The 18,879-nt window shown below is 27.9% G+C and carries 18 protein-coding genes; 6 read left to right on the top strand and 12 right to left on the bottom strand.

Features of this window, described 5'->3' with window-relative positions:
- Nucleotides 1-3 precede the first annotated feature (3 nt).
- Nucleotides 4-165, top strand: coding sequence for a 50S ribosomal protein L34 (gene rpmH / locus H9I45_RS04860; RefSeq protein WP_088352940.1), 162 nt, complete (start codon nt 4-6; stop codon nt 163-165).
- 111 nt (nt 166-276) lie between these two features.
- Nucleotides 277-3,132: a carbamoyl-phosphate synthase large subunit gene (gene carB / locus H9I45_RS04855; protein WP_088352939.1), complete on the top strand. Its 2,856-nt coding sequence runs from the start codon at nt 277-279 to the stop codon at nt 3,130-3,132.
- A 99-nt stretch (nt 3,133-3,231) separates the two neighbouring features.
- Here the strand turns inward: carB and H9I45_RS04850 are convergent, their stop codons facing one another.
- The 7 genes from H9I45_RS04850 to H9I45_RS04820 all read right to left on the bottom strand — a co-directional run bounded on the left by H9I45_RS04850 (nt 3,232) and on the right by H9I45_RS04820 (nt 11,138).
- A complete protein-coding gene (locus H9I45_RS04850; RefSeq protein ID WP_088352938.1) occupies nt 3,232-4,752 on the bottom strand; it encodes a T9SS type A sorting domain-containing protein in 1,521 nt (506 codons plus the stop codon).
- A gap of 15 nt (nt 4,753-4,767) precedes the next feature.
- Nucleotides 4,768-8,700, bottom strand: a complete 3,933-nt coding sequence (locus H9I45_RS04845; RefSeq protein WP_140422726.1) for a PKD domain-containing protein — start codon at nt 8,698-8,700, stop codon at nt 4,768-4,770.
- Nucleotides 8,701-8,710: 10 nt separating this feature from the next.
- Nucleotides 8,711-9,073 (bottom strand): T9SS type A sorting domain-containing protein, encoded by a 363-nt coding sequence (locus tag H9I45_RS04840; protein WP_088352936.1) that lies wholly within the window; start codon nt 9,071-9,073, stop codon nt 8,711-8,713.
- 182 nt (nt 9,074-9,255) lie between these two features.
- Complete coding sequence (locus H9I45_RS04835) at nt 9,256-9,804, bottom strand: acyl-CoA thioesterase (RefSeq protein WP_088352935.1); 549 nt, start codon at nt 9,802-9,804, stop codon at nt 9,256-9,258.
- Nucleotides 9,805-9,807: 3 nt separating this feature from the next.
- On the bottom strand, nt 9,808-10,176 hold the full coding sequence (locus H9I45_RS04830) for a DUF8785 domain-containing protein (RefSeq protein WP_088352934.1): 369 nt from the start codon (nt 10,174-10,176) through the stop codon (nt 9,808-9,810).
- Nucleotides 10,177-10,238: 62 nt separating this feature from the next.
- Complete coding sequence (locus H9I45_RS04825) at nt 10,239-10,781, bottom strand: YceI family protein (protein ID WP_088352933.1); 543 nt, start codon at nt 10,779-10,781, stop codon at nt 10,239-10,241.
- 3 nt (nt 10,782-10,784) lie between these two features.
- Nucleotides 10,785-11,138, bottom strand: a complete 354-nt coding sequence (locus tag H9I45_RS04820; RefSeq protein WP_088352932.1) for a hypothetical protein — start codon at nt 11,136-11,138, stop codon at nt 10,785-10,787.
- Nucleotides 11,139-11,223: 85 nt separating this feature from the next.
- On the opposite strand from H9I45_RS04820, the gene H9I45_RS04815 reads away from it, so the two are divergent.
- The 4 genes from H9I45_RS04815 to H9I45_RS04800 all read left to right on the top strand — a co-directional run bounded on the left by H9I45_RS04815 (nt 11,224) and on the right by H9I45_RS04800 (nt 14,644).
- Nucleotides 11,224-11,610: an OB-fold protein gene (locus tag H9I45_RS04815; protein WP_140422725.1), complete on the top strand. Its 387-nt coding sequence runs from the start codon at nt 11,224-11,226 to the stop codon at nt 11,608-11,610.
- Between the two features lie 12 nt (nt 11,611-11,622).
- Nucleotides 11,623-12,408 (top strand): choice-of-anchor V domain-containing protein, encoded by a 786-nt coding sequence (locus H9I45_RS04810; RefSeq protein WP_088352930.1) that lies wholly within the window; start codon nt 11,623-11,625, stop codon nt 12,406-12,408.
- 67 nt (nt 12,409-12,475) lie between these two features.
- Nucleotides 12,476-13,333, top strand: a complete 858-nt coding sequence (locus H9I45_RS04805; RefSeq protein WP_088352929.1) for a DUF5777 family beta-barrel protein — start codon at nt 12,476-12,478, stop codon at nt 13,331-13,333.
- 135 nt (nt 13,334-13,468) lie between these two features.
- A complete protein-coding gene (locus H9I45_RS04800; protein ID WP_088352928.1) occupies nt 13,469-14,644 on the top strand; it encodes a GlmU family protein in 1,176 nt (391 codons plus the stop codon).
- 94 nt (nt 14,645-14,738) lie between these two features.
- Here H9I45_RS04800 and H9I45_RS04795 read toward each other — a convergent pair whose 3' ends face one another.
- From H9I45_RS04795 to H9I45_RS04775, 5 genes are all read right to left on the bottom strand, one after another.
- Nucleotides 14,739-15,473, bottom strand: coding sequence for a head GIN domain-containing protein (locus H9I45_RS04795; protein ID WP_088352927.1), 735 nt, complete (start codon nt 15,471-15,473; stop codon nt 14,739-14,741).
- 28 nt (nt 15,474-15,501) lie between these two features.
- Nucleotides 15,502-16,581, bottom strand: a complete 1,080-nt coding sequence (locus tag H9I45_RS04790) for a hypothetical protein (RefSeq protein ID WP_088352926.1) — start codon at nt 16,579-16,581, stop codon at nt 15,502-15,504.
- Nucleotides 16,565-17,089, bottom strand: a complete 525-nt coding sequence (locus H9I45_RS04785; RefSeq protein WP_088352925.1) for a hypothetical protein — start codon at nt 17,087-17,089, stop codon at nt 16,565-16,567. The genes H9I45_RS04790 and H9I45_RS04785 overlap by 17 nt, the downstream gene beginning before the upstream one ends.
- On the bottom strand, nt 17,079-17,648 hold the full coding sequence (locus tag H9I45_RS04780; RefSeq protein WP_088352924.1) for an RNA polymerase sigma factor: 570 nt from the start codon (nt 17,646-17,648) through the stop codon (nt 17,079-17,081). The genes H9I45_RS04785 and H9I45_RS04780 overlap by 11 nt, the downstream gene beginning before the upstream one ends.
- Nucleotides 17,649-17,776: 128 nt before the next feature.
- A complete protein-coding gene (locus tag H9I45_RS04775) occupies nt 17,777-18,628 on the bottom strand; it encodes a hypothetical protein (protein WP_088352923.1) in 852 nt (283 codons plus the stop codon).
- Between the last annotated feature and the right edge of the window lie 251 nt (nt 18,629-18,879).

The following is an 18,879-nucleotide window of genomic DNA, read 5'->3' as shown; positions in this document are numbered from 1 at the left end:
ATAATGCCGAAAAGAACTTATCAGCCATCGAAAAGAAAGAGAAGAAACAAACACGGTTTCAGAGAAAGAATGGCTTCTGCTAATGGAAGAAAAGTCTTAGCTCGTAGAAGAGCAAAAGGAAGAAAGAAAATTTCTGTGTCTTCGGAAACAAGACATAAAAGATAATATAATGATTAACAATTGTTAATAATTAAGGTGTTACTATTTTTAGTAACACCTTTTTTTATACCTAACTGCTAACTATTTTTACAAACTCATTAAACACAGTAACTTAACATGCCAAAAAGAAAAGACCTCAAATCAATTTTAATTATTGGATCTGGACCAATTGTCATTGGACAAGCTTGTGAATTCGATTATTCAGGTTCACAATCCTTACGTTCATTAAGAGAAGATGGAATAGAAACAATTCTAATAAATTCTAATCCTGCAACAATTATGACAGACCCTTCAATGGCAGATCATATCTATTTGTTGCCTCTTACCACAAAATCAATCATTCAAATTTTAAAAGAACATCCGCAAATTGATGCTGTTTTACCAACAATGGGTGGGCAAACTGCATTAAATCTTTGTATTGAAGCAGATGATAAAGGAATTTGGAAAGATTTTGATGTTAAATTAATAGGTGTAGATATAGATGCTATTAATATTACAGAAGATAGAGAGCAGTTTAGAGAGTTAATGTTAAAGATTGATGTGCCAATGGCACCTCAAGCAACAGCAACTTCATTTTTAAAAGGAAAAGAAATTGCCCAAGAATTTGGTTTTCCATTAGTAATTCGTTCTTCTTATACTTTAGGTGGAGCAGGAGCTTCTATAGTTTATGATCCAAAAGATTTTGATGAATTATTAAGTCGTGGTTTAGAAGCATCTCCAATTCATGAGGTGATGATTGACAAAGCCATGATGGGCTGGAAAGAATATGAATTAGAATTATTACGTGACAAAAACGATAACGTAGTAATTATCTGTTCTATCGAAAATATGGATCCTATGGGAATTCATACTGGAGATTCTATAACAGTAGCACCTGCAATGACATTGTCTGACAAAACGTATCAAAGAATGCGTGACATGGCAATAAAAATGATGCGTTCTATTGGAGATTTCGAAGGTGGTTGTAACGTTCAATTTGCAGTTTCGCCAGACGAAAAAGAAGATATTATTGCAATTGAAATTAATCCAAGAGTTTCTCGTTCATCTGCATTGGCTTCAAAAGCAACAGGTTACCCTATTGCAAAAGTAGCAACAAAATTAGCCATTGGTTATTCTTTAGATGAATTAGAAAACGGAATTACAAAATCTACATCTGCTTTATTTGAGCCAACATTAGATTATGTAATTGTAAAAATACCACGTTGGAATTTTGATAAATTCGAAGGTTCAGACAGAACTTTAGGTTTACAAATGAAAGCAGTTGGAGAAGTAATGGGAATAGGGCGTTCGTTCCAAGAAGCATTGCACAAAGCAACACAGTCTTTAGAAATTAAAAGAAATGGTTTAGGTGCAGATGGAAAAGGCTACACAGATTATAACCAAATTATAGAGAAATTAACCAACGCAAGTTGGGATCGTGTTTTTGCAATTTACGATGCAATTGCAATAGGAATTCCATTGACTCAAATTTATGATATCACAAAAATTGACATGTGGTATTTAAAACAATATGAAGAATTATTTCAATTACAGAAAGAAATTTCTACTTATACAATTGATACAATTCAGAGAGATTTATTGTTAGAAGCAAAGCAAAAAGGTTATGGAGATAGACAAATAGCACACATGTTAAGCTGTTTGGAAAGTGAAGTATATACGAAAAGAGAAGAATTAAAAGTACAACGTGTTTTTAAATTGGTAGATACTTGTGCTGCTGAATTTAAAGCGAAGACTCCTTATTATTATTCAACGTTTGAAAATGAAATTGAAACAGCAGATGGAGATATAATCATTGCAAACGAAAGTATTGTTACAGATAAAAAGAAAATTATTGTTTTAGGTTCTGGGCCAAATAGAATCGGACAAGGAATTGAGTTCGATTATTGTTGTGTGCATGGGGTTTTAGCAGCTGCAGAATGTGGTTATGAAACAATTATGATTAACTGTAATCCAGAAACGGTTTCTACAGATTTCGATACTGCAGACAAATTATATTTCGAACCAGTTTTCTGGGAACATATTTACGACATTATTCGTCATGAAAAACCAGAAGGAGTTATTGTACAATTAGGTGGGCAAACTGCTTTAAAATTAGCAGAAAAGTTAACGAAATACGGAATTAAAATTATCGGTACTTCTTTTGAAGCTTTGGATATAGCAGAAGATAGAGGAAGATTTTCAGCAATGTTAAAAGATAATAAAATTCCTTATCCAGAATTCGGAATCGCAGAAACTGCAGACGAGGCTTTAAAATTAGCGGATGAATTAGATTTCCCAATTTTGGTAAGACCTTCGTACGTTTTAGGAGGACAGGGAATGAAAATCGTTATCAACAAAGAAGAATTAGTAGAGCATGTTGTAGATTTACTAGGTAGAATGCCAGGCAACAAATTATTGTTAGATCACTATTTAGATGGTGCAATTGAAGCAGAGGCAGATGCAATTTGCGATGCTGATGGAAATGTGTACATTATAGGTATAATGGAGCATATAGAACCTTGTGGAATTCATTCAGGTGATTCTAATGCAACTTTACCTGCCTTTAATTTAGGTGAGTTTGTAATGCAACAAATTAAAGATCACACACATACGATTGCAAGAGAATTAAAAACTGTTGGTTTAATAAATGTTCAGTTTGCTATAAAAGATGATATTGTTTATATTATTGAAGCAAACCCAAGAGCATCAAGAACAGTTCCTTTTATCGCAAAAGCATACAAAGAACCGTATGTAAATTATGCAACAAAAGTAATGTTGGGTCATAATAAAGTAACAGATTTTACTTTCAATCCGCAATTAGATGGTTATGCAATTAAGCAACCTGTTTTTTCTTTTAATAAGTTTCCGAATGTAAATAAGAAACTTGGACCAGAAATGAAATCTACTGGAGAAAGTATCTTATTTATAGATAGTTTAAAAGACGATGAATTTTACGATTTATATGCAAGACGAAAAATGTACTTGAATAAATAAGTAAGGTTTAATTTATATTTAAAAAGCATCCAATTCTCAGTTTAGAAATTGGATGCTTTTTTGTTTGATATACTTGTGGCTACAATAGTTATTTAACTATTATTGAATAATTATTTTTCTTGTAATTATTCCAATTTCAGTCTTTATTTTTAGTGTGTAAAAACCTTTAGAATAGTTGTTTAAATTAATTTTGATATTTTCTTCTTTAAATTTTAAACTTTTTTTCTTTCCTAAAATATTTATAATTTCAATGTGATAAAATGAACTTTTTGGAAGTTTCTTAATGTAAAGTCTATTTTTTGCTGGATTTGGATAAATAACCGTTTCTGAAAAGTAATTTTCCATCAAATTTAAAGAATTCGATGTGTCATAAACTATTTTAGAAAAATTATATAAACCACTATTATCATCTTCAGCTAAAATTTTAGTTTTAGTTCCGTCGTATAAAAAAAGTTTTGTGTCAGTTAACATTACACCAGGTCTTGTTTCTATAGTTATAACATTATTAGAGGTTTCAATATCTATAAAATATCTACCAACAGAATTATTTGCACTTTCTACCTTTATTGCATAGTTAATATTATTTACTTTTATTTCTGCAATCCAGTCAATATCATTAGAAGATGATAGACAGTCCCAAGTTTTAATATTATTTATATCAGAATTGTAAAATGGAAAAGGGCGTGTATTATTTTGTGGTTCAAGATTATTTTCTTCATCACATTTTTCAGCATTAAATTGTACTGAAAAATTATTGTTATAAGCTAAATAACTTCTTTCATTTAAAAGTGTTTCAACGATTGCAGATTGCTGTTCTGGTGTAAATGAATTTTTGCAAGAACTTCTACTGTAAGACATATAATTATTAGTTAATGGCTTGTATAAATCTCCATTTGCATCTATTGTAGTTTCATTATATTTACATTCGCTGTTTACTTTATTAAGTAAATTTGGATCTGCTGGAGTATCACAGAACTTATCACCTTCAGATGAACAGTTAGAACCATCAACCAATTCATTTGTTAGTGTAGAATTGCTAGTACCATGTGTATGAGGTAAAGAGAAGAAATGACCAATTTCATGAATTAAAGTACTAGAATTTGTATTGGCTATGAATATTCTATTTAATGAAGATTTATAAGGTAAGTAGGAGTAAGGTATATATGCATAACCACCAACAGAATCTCCATTTTTCGCTATTGAATTTACAAAGTAAATATTAATTACTTGAATTACTTCAGTAGAATTTGCTAAATCATTTTCTTCGCTTTTATCAAATGTGTAATATTCGCTGTTATCTATGTAATTAATATCTTCACACAAATAAAAAGACATTTTCATTGGCAGATAAGCCGCGTTTAATTCGCTTAAAATAGTGTTAAAACCTGTTTCACTAATACCACCACTTCCATCTGAGTTTCTAACAATATGAACTTTTATTGGGATATTTGCATTAGAAGTAAGTTTGAAGGTTTGTTTTTTTCTTACTTTTTTTACATTTTTAAAATAAATCTCGTTTTCAGAAGTCCATTCTGTAGCACAACTTAAATTTTCAATTTTTTTATTTTGTGAATAACTCAAAGTGTGAATTAATATAAATAGGAGTAATAATTTTTTCATAACAATAATTTTGAATTATCCTTTACAACCATCAGAAGAATTATTTTGTATTTGTTGATATGTTGGGTTATAAAGATTATTTTTTATAAAATATTCATCTATAGATATTATACCATCTCTTATTAGATTAGATATTTCACAAAAATTTGTCAATTTTGGATTACCAGTTTTATTATCTCTCGAATCTCTTCCAATATAGAGTTTGCCACCAATATTTGATAATGAGCTTAAACCTTTTAAGGTTTTTAGATTAGTATTACTATTTATTATAATATCTTTTTTTATGTCTTTTATGTTTTCTAAACCTGATAAGGAAGTTAAAAGTAAATTATCTTCAATTGATAGGTTTCCTTCTACTTTTTCTATGTTAAGACCTTTAAAGGAAGTTAAAGAATTATTATTAGAAATTGTTATAAAATCACCAATTGTCACTATGTTTCTAAGATCTTCGATGTTTTCTAATAAATTATTATTCGTTAATATTAGTTTACCTTTAATAGATTTAATATTTTCGAGCCCTATAAGATTTTTAATATTAATATCTGAAAAATATAAATCACCATTTATTGTACTTAAATTTTTAAAAACTTCAATAGAATTAATATTACCATTTCCAATAACCCATAAACTACTACCAATATTATTCAGATTTTTTAGTTGTTCTAAAGAGTTGACATTAGGGTTATTCGAAATTTCTAAGCGACCAACTATTTTTTTTATATTATTTAAACCGTTTAAGGAGATAAGATTTGAATTATTCGATATTATTAAATCTGACTTTAAAAAGGAAATATTTTTAAATACTTCAATAGATTTTAAGGAACTATTTCCAAATAAATATATACCTCCAACAGTTTTTAGGTTTTTTAAAGCGCTAATAGATGTTAGTACGGAGTTTGGAAAAGCAAATTGAGAGTAACCTAACCATAACCCTTCATTAATTGATATTAAGTTTTCTAACCCATCTAAAGATTTTAAAGTTGTATTTTCCTGAGAAAAACCAGTACTATTTCTATTTCCAATACCTAAGAAGCCTTCAACGGCTTTTAAGCTTTTCAACCCTTTTAAGTTTGTAATATTTGTGTTTTTTAATAAATTAATTTCAAGATTACCTTTAATTACGTTATAATTGAAATTATCTATATCAAATTGGGTACTAAGCACTAAATTTCCTTTAAATATTTTTTGAGAATTACTTTTCTGAATATCAATCGTTCTTTTTAAATTTGCTACTTTATTTTCTTTATCAATAATTGTCAAAGAAACTTCATAATTACCTAAATTTTCAAAATAAATTATTGGATTTTGTTCATTTGAAGTAGTACCATTCCCAAAATCCCATTCATAAGATTCAGCATTATTAGATAAATTTTTAAATGTTACTAAACCATTGTCATTTTCATACTCAAAATATGCTGATAATTCTGTGTTTGTTGTTTCTAAATTTATTGTGCTACTTTTTTCGCAACCATTTGCGTCTTTTATTGTAATTTGATGTTTACCTAATGGCAAATTATAAAAGGTAGTAGCTGAAGTAAAATTATTAGAATTAGAGTTTCCAAGAGCTTTAAAACCAGTTCCAGGTAATGCAACAGTGGAGTATTCATATGGAGGTTTTCCCCCAGTTGCTTTTACATCAATATTTTTACCATAAGTGCTTATTTCCAGATCTAAATCAGAATCATCACAAGAAAAAGGAATACTTATATAACTTTTAGAAGCTACACATCCATTATTGTCTTTAACATAAATAGTATAAGTTCGTCCATCTACTAAAGCTATTTCTGGTTTTTCATTAGAAAAACTTACATTATCTATAGAATATGTATAAGGTGATTTACCTCTATGTGCATAAGGTATTAATATATTATCCTCAATTTTGTAACTTGCAGAAAGTGTAGTTTCAGAACAATCAATAGCTTTTACTTCTGTTGCGTTAAATATTAATGGAGAGTTTGATATGTTTTGATCATTACAATCCACCACAGAAACTTTAAGTTGAGAACTATTATCTACAGTTGGAGTCCAATCTGTTATCGCGTAACCATCAGCATCAGTTAAAACATATTCATTAGAAACAGTATCAGAGCTGTTTGGATCTGTTTCAAACTTTACTGAAACAAATTGAATTGGATTTCCTTTATTATCCGTTATTCTAACCTCTGGAGAATGGACTAAAGTAGTACCTTTAATGTATTGTTGGTTACTGCCTTGGATATAATTTAATTTATATGGAAATTTTAAACTATAAAGACCACTATTTTCCCAAGTTTCACTAAAATCAAATAGTTTTCTACCAAAACCCCTAGCTTCTATACCTGCAGTAACTTTAGTTCCTAAATCAAAGTTCCCATTCCAATTAATAGGCTCTAAATTATTGCTTTTAGCACAAATTTTAAATGTTTCAGTTAGTTTAAGCTCTACATAAGGGCCTACAACATCATAAACTTTAAACCCAATTTTTGGTCCAATTTCTAAACTCTGTATAAAATTTCCTGATATATCTAAATTATTATCTAAAGAATTAACTGTAGAGCTGTTAAATTCTTTGTCCCATTTACCAGATTTATAAGATATACTTGCGTTAGTAGTTATTGTATTCGTGAATTTGTGTACAAATGATAAGTTCGCTTTTGTGTTGGCTGTAATTTTTCCTTCAAAATCGATATCAGTTGTTATCAGTAATGGAACACCACTAACCAATATATAAACTACTTTTGTATAACTAAATAAATTAAAATTATTTAGCGTATTAGATTCATAGTCTCCAGTTAAACTAAAAGTAAATGTATTTTTTAGTTTAGAGTTTTCTAAAAGAAGTGAGAAATCTGGTCTGAAAATATCTTCATTAAATTCAGTTCGTAAATTTGGAGTAAAATTTAAATTGCCTTTCAGATTTATTTTTATACCATCTTTGTCTACCAAATCTCCACCTAATGTAAAATCTAAAACAGTTTTTTTATCAGTTTCTTTTGAGGCTTTCTTCCTGACATTATTATTTAAACTTTTAACTTCCTCATCAATTAAAAAATAATGAATTCCAGATTTTAATTCTTTTTTTGATAGAATATCTTTTCGAGTAGGAAGTGTTCTTAGTTGTTTAAAACTTGTTTTAGATTTTTTAGTAATAGCATCTAAGCTTAATATTTTACTTAAATCAAAACCACCTTTAATTAAAATATCTTCTAATTTCCCCAAAGTCGTTGTCATTGTAAAAGTATTATCTGTTTTTGTTACTGAAGATACTTTTCTTAAATAGCCATTACCGGTAGTTCCAATTAAAATTGTTTCTGTATCTATTTCTGGAACAGGGTCATTAAATTCTATTGTATAATTTCCATTTTCAATTTCATTTTGGGAAGATAAAATTTTATCGGTTTCATCTACAATAACGATTTTATCATAGTAGGTGTTTTCTAAAATTTCTACTGAAACTGTATCTGTACTAAAACCGCAAGAGTTTTCTAACTTCCATAATAGTTTATAATTCCCACTTTCTCCTGTAAATTTTGTTTCGGCATTTGTTTTATCGTCAAAAGTTCCATTTGTTCCATCTAATACAGTCCAATTCCCCTTACTGTTGGCTTCTGTATTTCCAGATAAGAATAAAAAATTATCATTAATAGCTCTATCACTACCAGCATTTGCAACAGGAGGTCTTTGAACCAAAGTTTTTGAAGAGTATATTGGGGCGCAATTTGGCAGTTTATTTACTGCTCTGTAATAGGATGTCTTTATAGGTTTAAAAATAAAAGTTGTGTCAAATTCACCTTTTATTTTTTGCCAATTTTTTCCATCTATAGATTGTTCCCACTCTATAATGCCGTATTTGTAATTCTTTGTTTTAAGTTTTATTGTGTCATTTGTACAAGTTATAACATCCTGTGACAATATATTAAAGCAACTTATTAGTAAAACTAAATTAAGTAAAAGATTTCTTTTTTTCATAAGTCTATTTTTACTTTTGGATGATTAATTTTTTTGTAACTTTTTTTTCTGAGTTTTCATACTTCAAAAAATAAAAACCATTATTAAGTCTACTTACATCTAAAATATTGTTGTAGCTAATTTTTTTAGTGAATACTAAAGAACCTTTAACATCATAAATTTTTACTTGAGAAGTTAGTGACTTATTTATACCTTTTATAGAGATTTTTCCATTTGTAGGATTTGGAAAAATATTCAATTCCTCAATATAAGGATTTTTTATTTTCAGTGAAGCACAAGGAGATTGTAATGTAGCTTCGATAATAACTATTTGAGAATTGGTTTTATGTGCAATACAAAGCGTAAGAAAGATTGTTGCAAATATTAATTTCATAACAAATATTAATTTTTTGTTAAAAATAAAATATTTGAAATTATTATACAAGATTTATTTAAGCCAATATGTTTGCTTTGAATGTATTATGTTTTTTTAGTGTCTATAATTAAAATTATAAGAATGATTTAAAAAGTAACATATACTTATATTTGAAAGTAATAGCTAATTTTTAAAAATAATTATTTCAACTCAATTTTAGAATTACTTTCCTCTAATAAATGAATATAAGCGTCCGTTTTAAAAATTTTACTACTAAAACGAGATGTTCTGTGTCTACCTTCATTTTGTCTTGTAATAGATCTTGCAAAACGTCTTATTTCATCTTTAGTAGTTAAAATAATTCCAGGGATTGGTGCGCTTTTTCCAGCTTCATCTTTGGCAACCATTGTAAAATAAGAAGAGTTACAATGTTTCTTTTCGCCAGTCCTAATATTTTCCGATTCTACTCGTAAACCTACAACCATAGAAGTTCTTCCAGTATAATTTATGGAGGCTTTTAAGGTTACTAATTCACCAACTTCAATCGGATTTAGAAAATCTACCTTGTTTACAGAAGCAGTTACACAATAATTTTCGGAATGTTTCGAAGCACATGCAAACGCAATTTGATCCATTAGGTTTAAAATATGTCCACCATGAATTTTTCCACTAAAATTAGAATGAGAAGGTAACATTAACTCAGTAATGGTTAATTGAGATTCTTTAATATGTTTAAATTTCTTTTTCATCGTTTAATTTCTTCTAAAATGTGGAGATTGATCTTCTTCTACTTTTGTAATAAAATACTTGGTGTCACCTAACCAGAAAAATGTGGCATATCTTTCTATATAGGTTAGTTTTACATATCGTCCTTGATATTTTTTTAAGTTTTCGACTACATTTTCGTTTTTGTCTTCTACTGAAAAAGCAAAAATTTGTGCTCCTGAAATACCTTGACTAATTTCTCCTTCCCAAGTTTTTACTATAATACCTTTTTTGCTTATTTTAATTAATTCGCCAGAACGAACACCTTCACTAAAAGTAATGTTATAAATAAAGGCGTAATATAATAACGTAATTAAAATTACAACAGTTAGTAAAATTCCTATAATTTTTTTCATACTCAAAAATACAATTATAATTTAGTATTTTTAAGTAGATTTTATTTAAAATAAAAGAGTATTTATTTTTTTAAGAGCTGAAAATTAAGATAAACATCTACCTCTTGTGCAATTTTTTTTCTAACAATGTTCGGAATTTTAATATTAAAATCTTCTGGTTTTAATTTAAAATTGGATACTAATGTTATAACGTTTGCACTCTTTTTTATGTTTGCTTTAATTATAACTTCATGCTCAATTCCATGTAAAGTTATATTACCTTTAATTTGATAATTATTATCGATATTGATGGAATTAGCATCAAAATTTATAATTTCCCCTGTAAACTTTGCTTTAGGAAATTTATCTGATTCTATATAATTTTCGTTAAAATGCTCTTCCATAAGAGATATTTTAAAACGAAAACCTTTAGTTAATGCCAATACTGCAATTTCTCCATTATTTTTTAAAATGGCAGTTACTTTAGTATTTTCAGCTTTAACTTCTTCAAAAGAAGGCACAGAAGATTCAAAAGTTATTTCTCCAGATTTTGTATAATATTTATCCTGCGAAAAAAAAGAAAATGATATAAAAAAAACGATTAAAATTAAAATATTTTTTTGCATAATTTATTCTATAAAACCTTGTTGTTGCCAATTTTTAATAATATTTATAGTTGTTTGTGGAAGGTTTCCAGATGCTGGCATTGGAGCAGAAGAGCTTTCCATTCTATTAATTAAACCTCGATTTAGTACAGCAGTTTTTACTTGATTAAAATTTTCTAAAATTAATCCACCAGAATTTCCACTAGTATTATGGCAGCCACTAGTAGCACAACTTTGGTCTATAATTTTTTTAACATCTTTATTGTATGTTATACTTGTATCCGTTGGTTTTTCTGGTTCTATTAGGTCTTCTGTACTGGAATTTGAGCAATTAGAAAAGGCTAAAAGAATTATAAAAAGTGTGTAAATTAGTTTCATAAAAAATTATTATTTAATTTGTTAAGGTAATAAAAAATAAATAGTACCAATTTTATTGTTAAAAAAACATTAAATTGCTAAGTAAATGAAACATAAATATTTATCAATAGCATTATTAGTTTTACTTGTAGTCGTTTTTTTTGGCTATAATTACATGTATAAAAATCATAGGAACATTTCTAATGAAAATGCACACTATAAATTAAATGTAGAAAATTTTTATAAAAATTATAAGGAAAGCCCAAAAATTGCGACTAAAAAATTTTTAGATAAAACTATTGAGTTAACTGGTACAGTAACAGAGATAGAATCCGATAATTTTATGATGGACGATAAAGTAATTTTTTACACAGATAGTTTGGTTATTAAGGCCATTTTTATTGGAAAAAAAATTACTGTAAAAGGAAGAAGTATTGGATATGATGAATTATTGGAAAACCCTAAAATAGATCAAACAACAATTACTAACTAAATAATAGAAAATATGAAAAAAAACTACATTTTTAAAATCTTTTTACTGTCAATCCCTTTTATAGCTTTAGTTTTAATGTCTAATGCTGGAGGAAAAGTAAATGCAACTTCTACAGGTTCTCCTGGTGATGGAGGTTCTTGTATCTCTTGCCATAATGGAGGTAATTTTGGTGCTTCTGCAGCTATTTCTACTAATATTCCTGCAACTGGTTACGATACTAATACAGCATATACAATAACTGTAACTGCAAATTCTTCTGCGCCAGCACATGGTTTTCAATTAACAGCAGAAAAGGAAAGCAATAATTCTAAAATAGGAACTTTTACTCCTGGAAGTACTACAAGAACTATAAATGCAGGAAATACATCGATAACTCATAACAGCCCAAATAATAAATCTTGGACTTTTACTTGGAATTCTCCTGCGACTGACGAAGGACAAATAAAATTTTATGCAGCAGTAAATGCAGCAAATGGTAATGGAAGTGCTTTTGATAGCTCGGACCAAACTGTTTTAACTTCTACAAATACTATAAATGTTTTAGGAATACCTGAAGCGAAACGTTTAAATTTTGAAATGTTTCCTAATCCTTCTTCGACAATGTTAAATATTCAATTACCAGCTGAAAATTTTAATGGAAAAGTAGAGTTTTTTGATGTTGTTGGGCGAATGATTTTATCGAAAAAAATTACTTCTAAGGATAAAAATGTAGATGTAACTAATTTAAATAAAGGAATTTATACGCTTAAAATAACTTCCGATAATAAAGTTGGGTCAAAACAATTTATCAAAAATTAATTTTATTTTATATTCAAACAAAAGTCAATCATTTTTAGATGGTTGACTTTTTTTAGTAAATTTCCACATGAAAAACATCAACTTTTCCATAATAGCATTATTTTTCTTTAGTTTTATAACTTTTGCTCAAGAAGATTTATTAGAAGAATTAGATAACGATTTAATTGACGATACAAAAGTATCTTCTGTTTTTAAAGGAATAAAAATTATAAATATGGAGTCTACAAAGTTGGCTGCAAAAGAGGATTTTTATTTTATGATTTCTCATAGATTTGGTTCTATAAAATCGGGTATAGATGATTTGTTTGGGTTAGATAATTCTAATATTCGTTTTAGTTTTATATATGGATTTTCTGAATGGTTAACTGCTGGAATTTCTAGGAGCTCCTTTAATAAAACGTATGATGGTCATATAAAATATAGGCTTTTTCAACAAGAGAAAGATGGATTTCCTTTTAATATTGTAGGCTTTAACTCTATAGAATATAACACAGGTTTAAAAGAAGTTAATTATCCTTTAATAGAAAATAAAGATCGTTTCTCATATGCAATGGAATTGTTAATTTCTAGAAAAATTAATAATAATCTCTCACTTCAAATTGCGCCTATTTATTTACATCAGAACTTTGTAGAAGAAGACACACAAAATAATTCGCAATTTTTACTTGGTTTTGGTTCGAGATATAAAGTTAGTAAGCGAATAACAATTAACTTAGAGTATCATGCTCATTTTAATAGAGCCGAAAATTCGAATTTTAGAAACCCACTTTCTTTAGGGGTTGATATTGAAACTGGGGGACACGTTTTTCAACTACATCTTTCTAATTCTAGATTAATGAATGAGGCAGGATATTTAGCGAATTCTACTGGAGAATGGTCCAAGGGAGAAATCTTTTTAGGTTTTAATATTTGGAGAGTGTTTTAATATGTATTTCGTCTTTTTGTAAATGTTGTTTATATGTTCACAGATGTATTTAGTCGATATTGTTAAATTGATATAGCATAAATTTTTCTTCACTAATTACAAGCATTCTTATATATTTGCAAAAAAAATTCTATAATGAATTATATTTTATTTGATGGCGATGTTAGAAATTCGCTTTTACCTTTTACCTACACAAGACCTGTTGCAGAAATTAGAATTGGAATTTTAACCATTAGAGAAAAATGGGAAAAGCACTTAGGTTTAACTACTACAACAATTACTGAAGAATATTTGGAAGAGAAATTTCCAATGGTAGAAATGGAAGAAAATATTTTAATTAATGCTTCTTTTTGCCCAACAAATTCTCTAATAGAAAAAGTTAAGAATTTATCTAAAAACGAAGCCATTTTTAAAGGTGAAGATGTAATTGCATTTTTTACTTCCGATTCTCAAGAGGAAGTAAATTTTGATGAATATACTCAAATTGAATTCGAAGAGGATTTAATTCAAATTAAAGAAAATTGGGATATTTTTTCTTTAAACGGAAAAGCGATTCAAGAAGATTTCGATTTAATTACAAAAGATAGAACCTCACAACCAATTCCAGAAGGAGTTCAAGTAATAAATAAAGAAAATATTTTTATTGAAGAAGGAGCAGAGATTATTTTTTCTTCTTTAAATGCATCTAAAGGCCCCATTTATATTGGTAAAGATGCTTTAATTATGGAAAATTCTTCCATTAGAGGTCCATTTTCTATGAGCGAAAATGCTGTTGTAAAAATGGGAACCAAAATTTACGGAGATACTACACTTGGCCCTTTTTGTAAAGTTGGAGGGGAAATAAATAATTCTGTTTTATTTGGTTTTACAAGTAAAGGACATGATGGTTATCTAGGGAATTCCGTTTTAGGAGAATGGTGTAATTTAGGTGCAGATACAAACAATTCGAATCTTAAAAATAATTATGCAGAAGTTCGTTTATGGAAATATGAAACTGGAGGTTTTGCAAAAACAGGTTTGCAATTTTGTGGTTTAATGATGGGAGATCACTCCAAATGTGGTATTAATACCATGTTTAATACTGGAACTGTTGTTGGTGTAAGTACAAATCTTTTTGGAAGCGGATTTCCAAGAAATTTTATACCTTCTTTTAGTTGGGGAGGAGCTGCAGGTTTTACAACATTTCAAATGAAAAAAGTATCGGAAGTTGCATCTGCAGTAATGAAACGTAAAAATTTAGATTTCGATGATAAAGATCAACGAATTTTAGATCATGTTTTTGAGATTACGAAGGAATATAGAAATTACTAGTTTTTTTGATTTAAGAGACAAGAATAAAGAAATAAAAAAGCGTAAGAATGAAAATCATTTTTACGCTTTTTAAATTTGCCTAAAAGTCTAAAATCTAATTCCTATCAATTACACTTCCAGAACCCACAGACTTTGTGTCTATATGGCTTGGGTTTCCTTTATAATAAAGACTTCCAGAACCTACGATTTTTGCATTAATTTTAGATTTTACAGTTGTTTTAATGCTTCCAGAACCTGCTACAGTTGCTTTTACTTCATCAGTTTTTAATTCGAAAGCTCTTATGCTTCCAGAACCTGCAATTGAACAAGTAAATTCTGTAGTATTTCCTTTTAAATCGATATCTCCAGAACCACCAATAGAAGCTCTAATTTCTCGGGCATTAATATGTAAATCTATTTTTCCAGAACCTCCTAAGCTTACATTAAAATTCTTAGCTTCAATTTTTTCTTTACAAGAAATATTTCCAGAACCACCCAAACCAACACTTTCAATATCATTATAAAAAATGGTTACAGTTAGCCTTTTTGTGGTTCTAATATTGGTGTTGTTCTTATAGCTTACTTTTAAAGTATTTCCTTTCACTTCTGTTTCTATATAAGGTATTATGTTTTCTTCTCCTTCAATTTTAATGTTTCCTTCTTTACCTTTTATTAGTTGTACATCAAAAGAACCGCCAGCAGATACTCCATCGAAATCGGTTGTGGTTCTATTTACAGTTACCACTTTTCCATTTCCTTTTATTTTCTTATTATTTCCCCACCAATTTTGGGCATTCATAGAAAATGAAATGGCAAAAATTAGACAGGTAAAAATTATTTTATTGTTCATGATTTATAAAATTAGGTAGTTGTTTTATTTAGTTTTCTTCAATTCTAACACTTCCATACTGAGAATTTATTTTTAAATTTCCACTTGGATTTCCTTTTCCATATTTCCCTTCGTAATATTTTTTTGTGGATTTAGAGTTGCTTTTAAAAAGTTCTATGTTATCGTTATTTCTTTTGAAACTTCCATATTGTAAATCAATTTCAAAATTGAAAGAAATTTTTGGTTCTACATAAATTTTAATACCTGTATATTGTCCAGAAACATCTACTTTTTCGAAATTTTTTGCCAAATTTTTTACTGTAAGCGAACCATATTCTGTATCTATTGTTAAATTTTTTCTAACAGTTCCAAAACGCAAACTTACATAATCGGAATTTCCATTAATATTATCAGCTTCGTTTATGGTTATAGAACCATAATCAGCATTAAAATCGACAGTTCCAGCTTTGTCAAACTTTAATGTTGAATAATCTGCATTTGCTCTAATGTTTTGAGAATTATCAATAGATAACTTAGAATAATCGATATTTACATCTCCGTTTTTCATATAAGAAATAGTAGAAGTAGAGCAGTAGTCTAAATTAATATCATTTTTATTAGAAGTTAATTCGCCCACAACTATTTTACCATAATCGCAATTAATTGCTGCAGATCCAGAAATATTTCCTAAGTAAATACTACCATAATCGTTGTCTAAATCTACACTGTTTGTTTTGGGCATTTTTACAATGTAATTAATCTTGTAGTTTACATTTTTGCTTCTTTTCCACCAAGACCAATTGCTTTTCTTTTCGCCAAAAACTGTTTGTGCACTTACTTTAGAATTACTAGCATTAAATTCTATATTTATAGAATTTAATTTTTGTTCTACATCCTCTAAATCATCTCCTTTTACTGTAATTTTCACTTCAATTTCAACTCGATTTTTATCCCAAGTAGTTATGTTTAAATCACCATATTTGTTATCTAAGGCTACTAATGCATTAGAATTTACGGTATATTTTTTTGTAATTGTTTTCGATTTTTCGTGCTTCTTATCGTTATCATTTGCAAAAGAAATGAGTGGAAGTAAGAGCAATAAAAATGTAATTTTATATATAGATTTCATTATTAAAATTATTAGAATTTTTAATTTTATCGATTTGTTTTAAAGTACGTTCTAGAATGTCTAAACGTCTTTGATAATTTTTAATCATTGCAGCTATAATGCGTCTATGTTTTCCGTTTTTAGTAAGTTCTTGTACAAAAAGCTTGTAATTATCTTCCAATTCTTCCAATTCTTCTAAGGCACTTTCTATTATAGATTCGGTGTCTAAACTTCTATTTAGTTCTAAAGTTTTTATTTCTTGGTTAATGGTAGAAACAAAATAATTTTGAACTTCCTCCATTTTAGGAGAAACATCTGCTAAATCCATTTGTTTTTTCTGATGGTTGCTTCCTAACCAAAAACCTAAAACTAAAACCACAGAAGCAGCAACACTTAACCATTTCCAAGAAGTTTTTGCTTTCTTGTTTGGTCGATTTAATTTACGTTCAAACCGTTCTAAATGTCCAGAATGTGGTTCTTGTAAATCAAAATTATTTTCAGAAAAAAATTGATGTAATTTATCTTCCATATGCTTGTGTTTGTATATTCTCTGCAAGTAAAACTTGCTTTAATTTTTTCTTTGCTCTCGAAACTGTTGTTCTTACATTTTCGTTGGTATAATTTAATATTTGTGCAATTTCTTCATAATCATAACCTTCAATTAAATGCAAATTTAATACCAATCTGTAATTTTCTTTTAAACCTTGCAAACAATTTAAAACGGTGTTTACTTTTAAACCAGAGTATTCCATTACTTCCTCCTGCACAACATCATCATTAGGAATTACTTCCATTTTCACCTCTTTATATCTAGAATTTTTCTTTAACTGAGTTAAACTTTTATTGATTACAATTCTCTTTAACCACGCCCCAAATGTAACTTCTCCTTTATAGGTATGCATTTTTGTGAAGACCGTTAAAAAGGCTTCTTGCATTATATCTTCTGCTTCAAATTCATCTTTTAAAATACGAAAAGAAACATTGTACATTGCCTTGTAATAAGCTTTGTAAATTTCTAATTGCGCGTTTTTATCCGACTTTTTGCAGCGTTCTATAAGGTTGGTTATATGTGGTTGATTAGCTTCCAATAAAACGTTTCTATGTTAAAGACAAAACTATCTTTAACTTGTGACACTTTTCTGGAAATAAAAGTAAACTTTTTATTTTTAGGTAATATTTTAGATGATCTTGAAGAAAATTTAATTTTTAAAAAAAATTATTCATCCAAAGGAATAGCGTTTTTTTTTGGCTTGTTTTTACTTTGTAAATGTTTATATATTAATTCAGATGAATTTATTTTCTCAGCCAAATTAAATTTTTTATATAATTGTTTTTCAGTAATTCTTTCCTCTTGAAATGCGGTTTCTATTTGTAGTGTTCTTTTAACTTTATCTAATGCCATCATATAAAATAGTGTCTCGCCATCAGACTCTTTCGTAAATTCATAAGTACGTTGTAAATTAATATAATCTTCATTAAGTGTTAACAAGCTTTTTTTACTTAAACCCTTTAAAAAATCTGGGTTGTTTAGTAAAGCACCAATATAATCTGGAAAAGGTAATTTCATATCGCCTAATATAATAGCACCTATATTGTTTTCATTTTCGGTATCTACAGGTTTTATTGTATTTTTTTTGAATACAATTTTTAAGCTGTCTATTCTTTTTTTAATAGAATCAAGAAAATGGTTTTGTTTATTTGGTTTTACATTTTCTATTTGATAAGACATTAAATTTTTTAAAGAATCTTTCTCTTTAGTATTTTTAGCTTTAGTAAGGTCAGAGGCGATTTGTTTGTAATCAGTGTTTTTAGAATCTGTACTTTCTACATATTTCGAAACTTTTTCAACCACATAAACACCAGATTCTAAAATCTTTACCAAATCTTCCTTTTCTTTTTTCATTTCATTATTAACACTCACATTTATTGCCATAATTACACCAATTAGAGTAGCAATTGTTGTTAATAGGAAATTTACAAGATTAGTATAACGTTTATTTTTTCCCTTAATCGAAATTAATAATAAAATTACGCCTGCTAAACCAAGAAATATGTAAACTAAAAGCATTTAATATTATTTTTAGAATTCAAACAAATATAAGATTTTATAAGATTTTAGGAAGTTTATCTTTTATAACATTCATTTTAGGGGTGTTTAATATTTATAAAGTCGTTTTGCGATGCAGAAGTATTCCTTTGAAAGATAAATATTGGCATAACAATTGACTTAATAATTATAGATAAGAAGAAGTTTTATAATTAAATTTCTGATTATCAGTTTTTTAATAAAAATAAATTTGATATTGATTATTTGTTGAA

This window comes from Polaribacter haliotis (genome assembly GCF_014784055.1).
GTDB lineage: Bacteria > Bacteroidota > Bacteroidia > Flavobacteriales > Flavobacteriaceae > Polaribacter > Polaribacter haliotis.
This window is presented reverse-complemented; position numbering and strand designations above follow the sequence as displayed.